Genomic DNA, 14268 nt, shown 5'->3' on the forward strand with positions numbered 1-14268 from the left:
GTGGGGATCATCAATACACCGAACCAACCCACATAGAGGCGGTTGTCGGTGCTGGTGACCCACTCACAAAACTGCTGCCACGCAGAAGCGCTGGAGCGCTGCTGAATTGTGGTTTGCATGAGTTCGGGTGGGGAGTGTGGCCCGAAGGCCGATATAGATGCCGGTATTCCGACAAAGCAAATGTAACAGAACATTGCGGGAAAGTAAATGATCCGCTGCCCAGCTGAGCTTGTTAGGGTCGAAACAGCTGATGTTTCTAAGGTGCAGCGGGTTTTGCTGGTGCGTTTGCCCTGCAATCCGATTTTTCCGATCGGACCTATCTATTTGGCTGATCACCTCCACAAGCTTTTTCCAGCTTTGCCGCAACGGCTTTTGGATCTAGCAGCTGTGCCCGTTTTAGACGTGGAGCGGGTTTTGAAGGCCACCATCGATGCCTTTAAACCCACCCTGGTTGTGTTTTCTTGGCGGGATATTCAGATTTATGCCCCAGTGGATGGCAGAGGCGGCAATCCCCTCCAGCATTCATTCGAAGTTTTTTACGGCAAGGGCCTGTTGCGGCGCTTAAGGGGCGCCTTCGGTGGTTTGAAGTTAATGGCTTCGTTTTACGGAGATTTATGGCGCAATCTGCGCTTAGTGCGTAGTGGTTTGCGCTGGGCCCGCCGGTATCACTCAACTGCTCGCCTCGTGCTCGGCGGTGGTGCTGTGAGTGTGTTTTACGAGCAACTGGCTAAGCAACTACCCAAAGGCACCGTTGTTTCAGTGGGAGAAGGCGAGCCCCTGCTTGAAAAGCTGATTCGCGGTGAATCTTTAGAAACCGAACGTTGTTTTGTTGTGGGTGAAAACCCACGCCCTGGTTTGATCCATGAACAGCCGGCTGGAATGGATAAAAGCGCCTGCAATTACACATATATCGAATCGATCTGGCCCCAATTGAATTGGTATCTAGAAGCCGGTGATTTCTATGTGGGCGTACAAACCAAGCGGGGCTGCCCCCATAACTGTTGCTACTGCGTTTATACAGTTGTAGAAGGCAAAGCAGTGCGGGTGAACCCCGTAGATGAGGTGATTGCTGAGATGGCTCAGCTCTACAACCGCGGCGTGCGTAGTTTTTGGTTTACAGATGCGCAGTTCATTCCTGCCCGCAGATATATCGAAGATGCAAAACAGTTGCTGCGAGCGATTCAAGCGCAAGGCTGGAAAAATATTCGTTGGGCCGCCTACATTCGCGCCGATAATCTTGATGCGGAGCTGGCGGAACTAATGGTGGCAACCGGTATGGATTATTTCGAAATCGGGATTACCTCCGGCAGCCAAGAATTAGTGCGCAAAATGCGCATGGGTTACAACCTTCGCACTGTGCTGGAAAACTGCCGGCTACTGGCCCGGGCTGGGTTCAAAGAGCATGTTTCGGTGAATTATTCCTTCAACGTAATTGACGAAAGACCAGAAACTATCCGCCAAACTGTTGCATACCACAGAGAATTAGAACGTATTTTTGGCGCTGATAAAGTTGAACCGGCAATTTTCTTTATCGGTTTACAACCTCACACTCATTTAGAGCAATACGGGTTTGAGCAAGGCTTGATTAAACCGGGCTACAACCCGATGAGCATGATGCCCTGGACGGCGCGCCAGCTGCTTTGGAATCCAGAACCAATGGGTAGCAGTTTTGGCCGGGTTTGTTTAGAAGCATTTGCCACAAACCCTGAGGATTTTGGCCGCACGGTGATGGCATTACTTGAACGCGATTACGGCCTAGCTCCTCTGGATGAAGCACTCCATGCTCCTGTGGAAGGCCGTAAAGCTCTCGCAAAGGCAGTGCGCTAATTCACCACCAGCGTCGCCGCACCCAAATCAACAACAGCAGTGGAATCCAAGCCAGCCAGCTGCCGATTGGATTTCCTTCTTGCTGGCCAATTAAGCCTTGATTTAATACAAACCAGCCACCAACTAAGCCGCCATGGAGTGCAACTGCCCCCCAAATCAAGCCAGCATCGGCTCGTCTTTGTAAGCCCAAGGCCAAGCCCAGCAGGGTAAGGCCACCTAATAGCCCACAGAGGGAAGCCAGGGGCAGGTTGAATCTGGTATGGGCCAGGCTGAACACAAGCGCTTGTAGAACCAATGCAAGGCTCTTTCCCCAAGCCTTAGAAGCAAAGCGAAATTCCAGTTCCCCCAGTAGCCAACCCCTAAATAACAATTCTTCGGCAAAGCCAACCCCAACGCCAAGGGCAAAACCGTTCAGTAATAAACCAGCGCTAATTTGCGGCTGCCATTTGATTTGGCCAGCAAAAAACAGGCCAATTAAAAGTACTAATAAAAGCAGCACTGCCTTTATGAAGCCCCGTAGCAGCACCTTGAACACATCTTTTCGTGATGGCGCCACCACCCCCAAGCTGATCCAGGCTTGTTTTTCTTTCCATAGGTTCTTAACCCGTAGCGGCAGGCTCACCAATAAAGCCAGCAGTGCCGGCAACGCTGCCACCGCTGGCGCTGCCCCTAGGGCTTGAAAGCCCAGGAAAATGGCAACCAACACCGCTGGGTAGAGCAGGGTGTTAAGCCAAGCCATCACTCCTCTGGCTCGATGCTGCTTGTTAAACCTTTGCTCTTAAGAGTTTCGCAGTAAAACTCCGCCGGTTCTATGTCGCAAACAATCACCAGGCCAACGCCAGTGCTGTGGGCCTCCAGCATCACAGCGAGGGCATCTTGTTCACTGAGTGATGGCACCACCTGTCGCAACGTGGTAACCACATATTCCATGCTGTTAACCGGGTCGTTGTGGAGCAGCACTTTGTAGCGGGGCGACGGTTTTCGCACCCGTTCGGGGGCCTTTTCCAATACCGCAACACCACCTGGGTTGCCTTCTGGCGATTGGGAAGCCTTATGCAGATTGGTCATCTTGGCCAAGTCGCACTTAACAGCTTGAAAATCTAGGCAAGCGTTGGCCGCGATATGGGTTTATGGAGATATCAATAGCTTTTTTAGCCTTGCCATCGCTTCTTCCACATTTGCGCGGCTATTAAAAGCCGATAGGCGGAAATAGCCCTCACCAGCTGCACCAAAGCCACTGCCTGGTGTGCCCACCACATTTGCACCAGAAAGCAAGTTGTCGAAAAATCCCCAGGAATCCAAACCTTCAGGGGTTTTTATCCACACATAGGGTGCCTGTTCGCCGCCATACACCTGCAGCCCTGCGGCACTAAGGGCGTTTCTAATGATTGCGGCATTTTCCATATAAAAAGCCACCAGCGCTTTCACTTCAGCAGCTCCTTCTGAGCTGTAAACCGCTTCCGCGGCCCGTTGCACGATGTAGCTAACGCCGTTGAACTTGGTGCACTGGCGCCGGTTCCATAGCCCCCAAATTTCTACTTTTTCGCCATTTATTGCTCTACCCATCAAGCCGCGGGGCACCACAGTGAAGGCGCAGCGGGTGCCAGTGAAACCAGCATTTTTTGAAAATGAACGAAATTCAATAGCGCATTCGCGGGCGCCTTCAATTTCATAAATCGAATGGGGTAATTCGGGATCTTGAATAAAAGCTTCGTAGGCGGCATCAAATAAAATCAAGGCTTCATTAGCGCGTGCGTAATCAACCCAGGCTTTTAGTTGAGCTTTGCTAGCTACAGCACCGGTGGGGTTATTTGGGAAGCAGAGATAGATCAGATCTACCTTTTCAGTTGGTATTTCCGCTGTGAAGCCATTAGCAGCAGTGATTGGCAAATATGAAAGACCGCCATAGCGACCCAGCTCATCGGCCTCCCCTGTGCGGCCCGCCATCACATTGCTATCTACATAAACCGGGTAAACCGGATCCGTAACAGCAATGCGATTTTCAGGGCCGAGGATATCGAGGATATTGCTGCTATCACATTTGGATCCATCGGATACAAAGATTTCTTCTGCGCTGATCTGGCAGCCGCGAGCTTGAAAATCATTGCTGGCAATCTTTTCTCGCAGCCATTGATATCCCTGTTCGGGGCCGTAGCCCCTAAACCCATCCCGGGTGCCCATTTCATCAATGGCTATTTTCATCGCAGCACGACACGCCTGCGGCAGAGGTTCTGTTACGTCGCCAATGCCGAGGCGGATTAGCGCAGCGCTGGGATTGGCGTCACTGAAAGCTCTAACCCGCCGTGCAATTTCGGGGAACAGATAGCCTGCTTTGAGCTTGAGATAGTTGCCGTTTACTTGAACCAATGCACTCTCTAATACTTCATTAATTCTCCTATGGCGGCGCTCCTTCCTGCCAACGTGCCATCAATTCCCTTCGCTTCTTTAGTTAATACGGGAATTTCCAAACCCGGCCGCTATTTGGGCAACGAAAGGGGGGTGATACCTCGTGATTGGGATCAAGCAGCGGTGCGCTGGGCACTTACATACCCAGAAGTTTATGAAGTGGGCGCCAGCAACCTTGGCCACATCATTCTTTATTCAATCCTTAATGCTCAACCGCGGCAGCTTTGCGATCGTGCTTACCTGCCGGCGCCCGATTTAGCGGCAAGGCTCAGAGCTGTTGGGGCGCCTCTGTTTGCTGTGGAAAGCAAACGCCCGCTCGCCAGTTTTCACATCCTTGGTTTCAGCCTTAGCTACGAACTGGGCGCCACCAATGTGCTGGAAATGCTGGATTTAGCTGGTATCCCCCTGCGCACTATTCAGCGTGGCGATCTCCCCCTGGATCACCCTGAAGCACCTCCCTTGATCTTTGCTGGCGGTCAAACCGCTACCAGTAATCCGGAGCCCTATGCACCTTTCTTTGATTTCATTGCCCTCGGCGATGGGGAGGAATTACTTGCCGAAATTGGCTTGGTTTTAGAGGAAGCGATTGGGGTTGGCTTAACAAGACGCGCGGTTTTAGAAGATCTAGCGGAAATCCCCGGTGTGTATGTGCCCTGCATCGGAAAACGCAGGGTTTTTAGACGCACCGCTACGCCCATGCCGCACTACGCCATGGCGTTAGTACCAAATGTAGAAACTGTTCACGATCGCCTCACAGTGGAAATCCGCCGCGGTTGCACCCGTGGTTGTCGCTTTTGCCAGCCCGGCATGCTCACGCGCCCCGCCAGGGATGTGGATCCCAAAGAGGTGGTGGAAGCGGTGGAAACCGGCATGATTAAAACCGGGTATAGCGATTTTTCGCTCCTCTCACTTAGCTGCAGCGATTATTTAGCCCTGCCTGCGGTGGGGGTGGAATTGCGTAATCGATTGCAAGAACACAACGTGAGCTTGGCTTTGCCGAGCCAGCGCATCGACCGCTTTGATAGCAATATTGCCCATATCCTTGGCGGCACAAAGCAGGGCAGCCTCACCTTTGCACCAGAGGCCGGCACCCAAAGACTCCGAGACATCATTAATAAAGGCCTCACTGATAAAGATTTGATCGATGGGGTGCGCACTGCGATGCAGCACGGCTGGCGCAAGCTGAAGCTCTATTTCATGATTGGTTTGCCCGGTGAAACCGATTCCGATGTGCATGGCATAGCCGATACCGTTGAGATGTTGCGCGCTGAAATGAGCGATATCGGCAGGTTGGAGCTCAACCTCACCATCAGTAATTTCACACCAAAACCGCATACGCCATTTCAGTGGCACAGCGTGTCGTCTTTGGAATTTCAACGCCGCCAACAATTGCTGAAGCAGCGTTTTGCCCAATTTCGTGCGTTGAAGGTGAATTTCACCGATGTGCGGCTTTCAGCGATGGAGGATTTCATCGGTCGCGGCGATCAAAGTGTTGCGCCAGTGATTGAAGCCGCCTGGCGAGCAGGCGCCGGCATGGATGCCTGGTTTGAGAACACTGATCGCACTTACGGCGCTTGGATTGGGGCGATTGAGGCGGCAGGATTAGGGGGGCGCTATCGGGCTCTGGAACTGGGTACTTGGGCTGAGCTTCAGGCCCTTAGCCCTGAACAACGCCAAGAGCGTTGCCGTGAACCGCTGCCCTGGGATCACATTGATTCAGGCGTAAGTAAGCAATGGCTTCAGGAGGATCTTGAGCGAGCCTTAATGGCTCAACAATTGCCTGATTGCTCCTTTGAAAGTTGCAGTAATTGCGGAGTATGCGGTGAGAATTTAGGGCACAACGTAGTGGTGCCAGCCCTTCCAATACCCCCAATCGCTAAACCGCGCAAGCCTCCTGATGAGCAGGTGGCCAGGTTGCGGGTTTGTTTTGCAAAAACTGCCGAGATGGCTTTGTTGAGCCATCTTGATTTAGTGAGAATTTTTGATCGCGCCTTGCGGCGATCACGAATGCCGGTGAGTTTTAGCGGTGGCTTCCACCCTTTGCCGCGGTTGCAGCTTGCCCTTGCCTTGCCCCTTGGGGCTGAGGCCCATGCTGATTGGTTCGATCTCAGCTTTTGCGCTGAAATTACAGCTGAAAAATTTCTAGAACTTTTGCAGCCTCAACTACCGCCAGGGCTGCAACTAATAAGTGCCCACGGAATTGCAGTGCATGCGCCCGCCTTATCCCAGGCGATCGTTTCCGCCAGTTGGCGACTCAACATCGAGGTGCAGCCAGGGTTTGAATGCCCTGAAGCGGAAGTTTGGCAAGGCGCCCTTGGCGAGCTGCTGGCAGCAGAACGATTGCCGTTAATTTGCAAAGATCGATTGGGCCGCCTAAAGGAAAAAGATTTAAAAGTATATTTGCTTGATTTGCATTGGTATCAATGGAAATCCACTGGAGTGGAAATCGGTTTAGATAGTTGGGTGGAAAACAGTGGCCGCTCACTTAAACCAAATCAAATGCTGCAACTATTGGAGCAACGCTTGGCTACGCCCCTGCTGTTAGTGCATCAGATTCGCGAATCCTTGAATCTGGCGTGCTAAATTATTAATGAGGCGGAGATACCGCCCGAAGAATCGCCCTCAAACCAGGCTGCGTTTATCGCTCCCGGCAGTGAATGCGTCCAAGGGTTCTAGGTAGCTGTCTGATTCCTGCACACGCAGCATGTCTTTTGATATGCATTGTTGAAATACGTCTAATTGGTTTGATCTTTGCTTCAGTTCCCAACAACTGAAAGCACAAAAGCATTTTTTATTTCCCCATCCACCCTTATTGGTGATCCCGCAAGGGGTTGCCTCAGCCCATGCCACAGCAGATCGTTATCGCTGAGCAATTACGGATCGCAGCCGTACTCAACGAAGAACGGGTTGATGAATTAATCGTTGCCCAAGGCCGCCATCAAATTGGTGATGTTTATTTAGGTACTGTTGAAAATGTTTTACCGGGTATTGATGCCGCATTTGTAAATATTGGCGAAAGTGAAAAGAATGGATTTATTCACCTTTCTGATCTTGGCCCCCTGCGTTTAAAAAAAGGTGGGGCAGCTATCACCGAATTACTTGAACCTCGCCAAAAGGTGTTGGTGCAGGTAATGAAGGAGCCCACAGGCACTAAGGGCCCCCGCTTAACGGGAAATCTTTCTTTGCCAGGGCGGTTTTTAGTGCTGCAGCCCCATGGCCAAGGGGTAAATATCTCTCGCCGCATTGCAGCTGAATCGGAACGTAATCGTTTGCGGGCCCTATCGGTATTAATCAAACCACCGGGCACCGGTTTGCTGGTGCGCACTGAGGCTGAGGGTATTAGCGAAGAGCAAATTATCGATGATCTTGAATCTTTATTGCGTCAATTAGAAGCAATCCAACAAGCGGCCGAAACCGCCCAGCCTCCTATTTTATTAAATCGCGACGAAGATTTTATTCATCGTGTATTGCGTGATCTCTACAGCCCAGAAGTGTTGAAGGTTGTGGTGGATTCTCAAGAAGCCGTCGCCCGCGTTAATGCGTTTCTTGGCCAAGATCAAGCAAATCTTGTGGTGGAATTTCATGATGAATCCACTGAAATTCTCGAACATTACAAAGTGCATGCGGCTATTCGTGATGCATTAAAACCAAGGGTTGATTTGCCATCGGGTGGTTATGTAATTATCGAACCCACTGAAGCTCTCACAGTAGTTGATGTGAACTCCGGTTCATTTACCCGATCGGCTAATTCAAGGGAGACAGTTCTTTGGACAAATTGTGAATCTGCCACTGAGATTGCCCGGCAGCTGAAGTTACGCAATATCGGTGGAGTTGTGATTATTGATTTCATTGATATGGAATCCCGCCGCGATCAATTAATGCTGCTTGAGCATTTCACCCAAGCAATGCGGGATGATCAAGCCCGCCCTCAAATCGCCCAAATTACTGAATTGGGGCTGGTGGAGCTCACCCGCAAGCGTCAGGGACAAAATATATATGAATTATTTGGTAGGGCCTGCCCCAGTTGTGGTGGCTTGGGCCATGTGGTTACTCTGCCCGGAAAAGACAGCCTGCAACCATTGGCGGCACTGCCTGGTTTAGTGCGTTCGGTGGCTTCTGCCAGGGCTGAAGTATCGAGTCCGAGCGGAATTGATGCCGGTGGCCGTCGCCGTGGTGGTAGGGGCGGAACGCGCAGTTTTGATACGGAACCAGCAGCTGCCAGCAATGGCGTGCCCGCTTTAGCAACAGCAACAGCCACTGCTGCTTCAGAGCCAAGGCGCAACGATCCTGAACTGCTTGCGGTTTCCATGGACGACAGCCAGGAGTTGGTTTTTGGTTGGATGGGCCTAAACCCTGCGTTACTGCTAGATCCCGCCCCCGAGGAGCTGGAAAATGTAGTGGTAAAAGTTGTGCGCCCCGGCGAAGATGCTGCCGAAGTATTGGAGTTGGCCCGCACCGAACTCGCGGCGCAAGGCGGCAGGCGTCGTCGCGGTGGCCGTGGTGCCGGCAGGTCTTCCATGGTTGAAATCACCCCAGCGGACGGGGATGGTTTCAATAATTCAGATCACGAACAAGAAGAGCTTTTTACGATTGCACCACTCCTAACAATAGAACCAGAATTTGATGAACCATTTGAATTAGAGGAAACAAATGAATTAGAGGAAACAAATGAATTAGAGGAAACAAATGAATCAGATGAAAATAATGAAATAGCAATAAATAAAGAAGCTGAAGTTGCAATCGAAACAGAGCTTGATCCAGCCGATGAAGGTCGCCGTAGGCGCAGGCGTTCTTCAGCAAGCTGATTCTGGAAATACCACTGGAGCTAAGCCTTGCCTCAAAACAACAACTTGGCCTTAATAGTTTTGCCGGGGTTGATGAAGTGGGCCGGGGTTGTTTATTCGGCCCCGTGTGGGCTGCTGCAGTTTGCTTAGATGCAGAAGCTTTTGATTATTTACCTCAATTAGGGGTAACAGATAGCAAAGCTTTATCACCTAAACGGCGCGCTGCTCTGATTCCTCTTATCTCCCCTTTTTTAGCAAGCTTTGGTTATGGCCAAGCATCGGCAGCTGAAATTGATCGTATTGGGATTCGAGCCGCCACCGAACTTGCAATGTTGCGTGCCCTGCAAAGGTTGCAGGTGGTGCCGGAATTATTGCTGGTGGATGGCTCCTTAACACTTAGGCCCTGGAAGGCAGCGCAAAAAACAGTTGTGCGGGGCGACAGCAGCTGCCTCACCATCGCTTGCGCCAGCATTTTGGCAAAAGAACAACGTGATCAACTTTTGGAACGCTTGGCTTTGGTTTGGCCTGGGTATGGCCTAGAGCAACATCACGGCTATGGCACCTTGCAGCACCGCAAGGCATTACAAAAACTTGGCCCAAGCCCCCTGCATCGCCTCAGCTTTGCACTTGGCACCAACTCTGGAAATCACGCACCACTTGCTTCCCAACCCGCCCTTTGATGGTGAGCAGGATGCCATTCAGCAGCGATTCACCGGTGGCCTCCAGTATCCGCGCAGGGATCAGGCGCAATATCGCGGGATGATCCACTTCAACACTTAATTCCGCTTCACCTACCAAGCCATTTGGTTCAGCTTCAAGCCAAGAACGCAAGCTCAATTGAAAGTTGTCTGTGATGCCGGGTACACCCTCTAGATCGCATTTCACAGAATCGAGTTCAAGCCGTCCTGGAAATTGCTGTGCTTTTAGTTCCACCACTGGTTTTATCCGCAATTGGAACAACTGCAATGGATTTACCGCGTAGCGATAACTGCCAGCCGCAAGGCAAGTGAGTTGTTCGGAGCTTAAAAGTGCTCCCACCACTCGCCTTTCTTCGCGCAAATAATCGGGCAACCTGCCTGGCTGGTCCAAAACTGGAAGATCTAGTTTCTGGACAGCTCTGAAGGCCAAAACCATGGCCGAACCCCTAATCGTGCAGGATCCTATCGGTGTGTGCCCTTTTTGCTCCGTTGTTAGTGCCCATTTCTGCCATTGCTTACCTGGGTCCGGTTGGAACCTACGGAGAACAGGCCGCTTTACGCCTTGCAAATTTGGCAAATGCGCCTGAGGCCCTGTTACTACCGCAGATCACAATTCGCAATGTGATGGAAGCGCTGGGCTCTGGCCTGGTGGATGCAGCGGTAGTGCCGGTTGAGAATTCTGTGGAAGGAGGTGTTACCACCTGTTTGGATACGCTTTGGGAATCGGGTGCATTTCAAAAAACCCCATTAAGCATCGAAAGGGCGTTGGTGTTGCCGATTCGCCATGCCTTACTTGGCGATGGATCTTTAGATGGCATCACCGAGGTTTTGTCTCATCCCCAGGCCCTTGGTCAATGCAGCAGCTGGTTGCAAAAGCATCTTCCTCAAGCACTGCAGTTGCCCACCAATTCCACAGCAGAAGCGGCTCGAATGGTGAAGGGTTCACGATTTAGAGCAGCGATTGCATCACAATCGGCCGCCCTAAAACATGGCCTAGCGGAATTGGCTTATCCGATCAATGATCAGCAGGGCAATTGCACAAGATTTTTGTTATTACGTGGTGCATTAAAAGCTCAAATCGAGGCTGCTAGTTGCACTAGTTTGGCCTTCTCGTTGCATGCCAATTCCCCTGGTGGCTTGGTGGAAGCTTTGCAAGTATTTGCTAAACGGCAATTAAATATGAGCCGGATTGAATCAAGGCCATCAAAACGAGAGCTGGGGGAATATGTATTTTTTGTAGATCTTAATTGGCCCTCAGAGGTAATCACTCAGCAGCAACAACAGCAACAATTAATAGAAACTTTGCAGGAATTAAAACCTTTATGTGAACGCTTGATTGAGTTTGGTACCTACCCGATTACCGACGACGCCGTTCTGCCTTAAATAAGCCAAATTGCATTAAGCCATTTGAAAAAGCCCAATGCATCAATAACAACGTTGGTATTTCTCTGCAGGCTTTGATGAAAGCATTAGGGCCAAGGCTTAAAACTGCGCCTGGGCGTTTTATACCTTCTGTTATTGAGGCAATCCAGGAGGGCAGAGTTTCAATGCTCCAGTTGCCAGTTTGGGCTGGGTGATCTAGGGCACCAGTGGCGTTTAGATTTTCAGAAAAGGAATTAATGCTAGAAAAAGCGGGATGGGCCCATTGCACCCGCAGCTGTTCCAATACCCAGCTCTCAAGGCCGCTGAAGGGGGTAACGCTGTGATCCCGTTGATTCCAATCAGCTGCCACTAATAAACCACCGGGTTTAAGTACCCGCATTAATTCATCAGCAAAGCCCTGTTTGTTTGCGATGTGTGGGGCGCATTCCACCGTCCATACCGCATCAAATTCAGCGGCATCAAATTTGAGATTTAGGGCATCCATAACGGCAAAACTACAGCTCAGTTTTGCGGGTGTGAGTTGCCTAGCTCGTTCCACTTGGGCGGGGCTGATGCTTACCCCAACCACTTCAAAGCCATAAAGGCTCGCTAATAAACGGCTGCTGCCACCGATGCCGCAACCCACATCAAGGATGCGCGAACCGGGCGGCAATTTATCCAAACCACCCCAGTGGGCTAGGGCGCTAACAAAATCTGCTTTAGCCTGGCGAAAATCGCGCCGTTTGGTTGGTTTGCCGTAGTAGCCGAGGTGGATATGTTCGCCCCAAAGACGTTCCAGCAATTGATCTTGGGTCCAACGATCGTAAGCATTAGCAACGCTTTGTTCACCACTAAAACGCCGCGGTAAGAAATACCACGCAACAAAAGCAAAAGTAAGCGTTAGCAGTAAAAATAATAACAACAGGCAGATAATCAGCCCAGTTGTCATTTCTCTAAATCCTTGAGGGTGTCTTTAAGAACTGTGCGGGCCGCCAGTTGCCGGCGGGTGTGATCGAGAAGATCAAGTTCCCGTTGCAAACGATCTGCGGTAGATGTCATCTCCAGCAACTCCTGTTGATGATCAGCTACCGCTCCACCAAGGTGACCGCCAACCCAGAAAGATAATTCGCGGGGCAGTATTGGAAGGTCGTCTGGTAATACGGTTTGGTGGCCGAGCAATTTGCCGGATAGATCCACAACATCACGTAGGGCTTGGCGCACATCATTAGCGAGCGGTTGCAGATCAACCTCAACGGGTTCATCCTCTAACCAGCACACCAAACCCACCATGAAGGGGGCTTCTCGCACCACATTTAAAAGGCGAAAACGTTGCTGCCCAAGAGTAACGAGATTGCTGCGTTCATCAGCTTGGGTTTGACATTGCAAGATTTCAGCGCAACAACCGATAGCAGCCATTGCCTTTTGATCAGGATCCCAACGCACCACCCCAAAACGACGATCGCTATCTAGAACACTTTTGAGCATTAAGCGATAGCGCTGCTCAAAAATATGGAGAGGCAACACCTCCTGGGGGAAGAGCACCACATCTGGAAGGGGAAAGAGCGGTAGCTCCCGAACGGATAGGTCCGCCATAACAACGGGAGAATAAGTCTAATTCTAGGCAGTTGAAGCAGGGATCAGAGCTTTACTTCAATATCAACGCCACTAGGTAAATCAAGCTTCATCAAAGCATCGATTGTTTTAGCTGATGGGTTGTAGATGTCGATTAAACGACGATGGGTACGGGTTTCAAAATGCTCGCGGGAATCCTTGTCCACGTGAGGCGAACGCAAAACACAATAAATTTTGCGTTTTGTTGGCAAGGGGATCGGTCCGATCGCTGTTGCAGCGGTGTGATCGGCGGTTTCAATGATTTTGTCGCAAGAAAGATCCAGCATGCGGCGATCAAACGCTTTTAGGCGGATGCGGATTTTTTGCTGGACGATAGCGTTAGTCATAAGGCTCGGAGGCGGTTAGAGAAAAATTCAGTTGTCGAGGTGCGTAAACAGAAGTTGGTTGTTAGCCCAAAGTTCGAGCTAACAACCAGCTTGGGCTAGATCACTCGAGGATCTTAGAAACAACGCCAGCACCAATGGTGCGGCCGCCTTCGCGGATAGCAAAGCGCATGCCCTGTTCCATAGCTACGCCACAGATCAGTTGGCCGGTCATCTTGATCCTGTCACCAGGCATAACCATTTCAACCTGGGTGCCGTCGTCTGCGGTGAACTGGGTGATTTGCCCAGTTACATCGGTGGTACGGATATAAAACTGTGGACGATAGCCAGCGAAGAAAGGGGTATGACGACCACCTTCTTCTTTGGTGAGCACGTAAACCTCACCTTCAAATTTTGTATGTGGCTTGATGGAACCTGGCTTCACCAGCACCATGCCCCTTTCGATATCTTCTTTTTGGATACCGCGTAAGAGCAAACCAGCGTTATCGCCAGCCATGCCTTCTTCTAGTTGTTTGCGGAACATTTCCACGCCGGTAACGGTGGTAGTGCGGGTTTCGCGAATACCAACAATCTCAACGGTTTCCCCAACTTTTACCTTGCCTCTCTCGATCCGGCCGGTGGCAACGGTGCCACGACCTGTGATCGAGAACACGTCTTCGATAGCCATCAAGAAGGGCTTATCAATTTCGCGCTCGGGCTCGGGTATGGAGGCATCTACAGCGTCCATGAGATCAAGGATCTTGTCTACCCACTCGTTTTCACCACGAGCACCTTTGCCGCCGCCTTGGATGTGCTCTAGGGCTTTAAGAGCAGATCCAGATATCACGGGGATATCGTCGCCGGGGAAATCGTATTTATCGAGAAGTTCCCGCATTTCGAGTTCAACGAGCTCTAGGAGCTCCTCGTCGTCAACCATGTCCTTCTTGTTGAGGAACACCACAAGGGCGGGTACGCCAACCTGCTTAGCAAGCAAGATGTGTTCCCGGGTTTGGGCCATAGGCCCGTCTGTGGCTGCTACCACAAGAATCCCACCGTCCATTTGGGCGGCGCCTGTGATCATGTTCTTCACATAATCAGCGTGTCCAGGGCAGTCCACGTGGGCGTAGTGACGACCAACGGTTTCGTACTCCACGTGGGCGGTGTTGATGGTGATGCCGCGCTCTTTCTCTTCAGGGGCGCCATCGATTTCATCGTAAGCCTGGGCTTTGGCCTGACCGAGTGAAGCGAGCACGTTAG

The 14268-nt window shown here is 51.1% G+C and carries 13 protein-coding genes and 1 pseudogene; 5 read left to right on the top strand and 9 right to left on the bottom strand.

Annotated features, from left to right (window positions below; translation table 11 throughout):
• Window positions 1–119 (bottom strand): annotated as a pseudogene (locus tag KB557_RS04740) (photosystem II q(b) protein); the annotation flags it as partial.
• A gap of 88 nt (window positions 120–207) precedes the next feature.
• Here KB557_RS04740 and KB557_RS04745 point away from each other — a divergent pair.
• Window positions 208–1827 carry a photosystem II high light acclimation radical SAM protein gene (locus tag KB557_RS04745; protein ID WP_255131778.1) on the top strand — a complete coding sequence of 540 codons (1620 nt, stop codon included), beginning with the start codon at window positions 208–210 and terminating at the stop codon, window positions 1825–1827.
• 1 nt (window position 1828) lies between these two features.
• Here the strand turns inward: KB557_RS04745 and KB557_RS04750 are convergent, their stop codons facing one another.
• Genes KB557_RS04750 through KB557_RS04760 form a run of 3 tightly spaced genes read right to left on the bottom strand, consistent with a single transcriptional unit; the run spans window position 1829 to window position 4194 of the window.
• Entirely contained in the window at window positions 1829–2566 is a 738-nt protein-coding gene (locus KB557_RS04750; protein WP_255131780.1) for a CPBP family intramembrane glutamic endopeptidase, read from the bottom strand.
• Window positions 2566–2895, bottom strand: a complete 330-nt coding sequence (clpS, locus tag KB557_RS04755) for an ATP-dependent Clp protease adapter ClpS (protein ID WP_255131783.1) — start codon at window positions 2893–2895, stop codon at window positions 2566–2568. The genes KB557_RS04750 and clpS overlap by 1 nt, the downstream gene beginning before the upstream one ends.
• Before the next feature lie 60 nt (window positions 2896–2955).
• Window positions 2956–4194, bottom strand: coding sequence for an LL-diaminopimelate aminotransferase (locus KB557_RS04760; protein ID WP_255131785.1), 1239 nt, complete (start codon window positions 4192–4194; stop codon window positions 2956–2958).
• A 30-nt stretch (window positions 4195–4224) separates the two neighbouring features.
• Between KB557_RS04760 and KB557_RS04765 the strand changes: the two genes are divergently transcribed.
• The 3 genes from KB557_RS04765 to KB557_RS04775 all read left to right on the top strand — a co-directional run bounded on the left by KB557_RS04765 (window position 4225) and on the right by KB557_RS04775 (window position 9697).
• Complete coding sequence (locus tag KB557_RS04765) at window positions 4225–6816, top strand: TIGR03936 family radical SAM-associated protein (protein WP_255131787.1); 2592 nt, start codon at window positions 4225–4227, stop codon at window positions 6814–6816.
• Window positions 6817–7076: 260 nt separating this feature from the next.
• The gene (locus tag KB557_RS04770; RefSeq protein WP_255131789.1) at window positions 7077–9038 is read left to right on the top strand and encodes an Rne/Rng family ribonuclease; all 1962 of its coding nucleotides are present in this window, start codon (window positions 7077–7079) and stop codon (window positions 9036–9038) included.
• Window positions 9039–9052: 14 nt separating this feature from the next.
• A complete protein-coding gene (locus KB557_RS04775; protein WP_255131803.1) occupies window positions 9053–9697 on the top strand; it encodes a ribonuclease HII in 645 nt (214 codons plus the stop codon).
• Here the strand turns inward: KB557_RS04775 and KB557_RS04780 are convergent.
• Complete coding sequence (locus KB557_RS04780) at window positions 9633–10151, bottom strand: DUF1997 domain-containing protein (RefSeq protein WP_255131791.1); 519 nt, start codon at window positions 10149–10151, stop codon at window positions 9633–9635. The two genes, KB557_RS04775 and KB557_RS04780, sit on opposite strands and share 65 nt — an antisense overlap.
• A gap of 59 nt (window positions 10152–10210) precedes the next feature.
• Between KB557_RS04780 and pheA the strand changes: the two genes are divergently transcribed.
• A complete protein-coding gene (pheA, locus tag KB557_RS04785) occupies window positions 10211–11098 on the top strand; it encodes a prephenate dehydratase (protein WP_255131793.1) in 888 nt (295 codons plus the stop codon).
• Here the strand turns inward: pheA and KB557_RS04790 are convergent.
• From KB557_RS04790 to tuf, 4 genes are all read right to left on the bottom strand, one after another.
• A complete protein-coding gene (locus KB557_RS04790) occupies window positions 11073–12026 on the bottom strand; it encodes a methyltransferase domain-containing protein (RefSeq protein ID WP_255131795.1) in 954 nt (317 codons plus the stop codon). The two genes, pheA and KB557_RS04790, sit on opposite strands and share 26 nt — an antisense overlap.
• Window positions 12023–12670, bottom strand: coding sequence for an LON peptidase substrate-binding domain-containing protein (locus KB557_RS04795; protein WP_255131797.1), 648 nt, complete (start codon window positions 12668–12670; stop codon window positions 12023–12025). The genes KB557_RS04790 and KB557_RS04795 overlap by 4 nt, the downstream gene beginning before the upstream one ends.
• Before the next feature lie 44 nt (window positions 12671–12714).
• Window positions 12715–13035 carry a 30S ribosomal protein S10 gene (gene rpsJ, locus KB557_RS04800; RefSeq protein WP_255131799.1) on the bottom strand — a complete coding sequence of 107 codons (321 nt, stop codon included), beginning with the start codon at window positions 13033–13035 and terminating at the stop codon, window positions 12715–12717.
• A 100-nt stretch (window positions 13036–13135) separates the two neighbouring features.
• The coding region (gene tuf, locus KB557_RS04805; RefSeq protein WP_255131801.1) for an elongation factor Tu at window positions 13136–14268 on the bottom strand (1133 nt) is incomplete at its 5' end.

The sequence above is a fragment of the Synechococcus sp. Cruz CV12-2-Slac-r genome, from assembly GCF_024346075.1.
In the GTDB taxonomy this organism is placed as follows: Bacteria; Cyanobacteriota; Cyanobacteriia; order PCC-6307; family Cyanobiaceae; genus Synechococcus_D.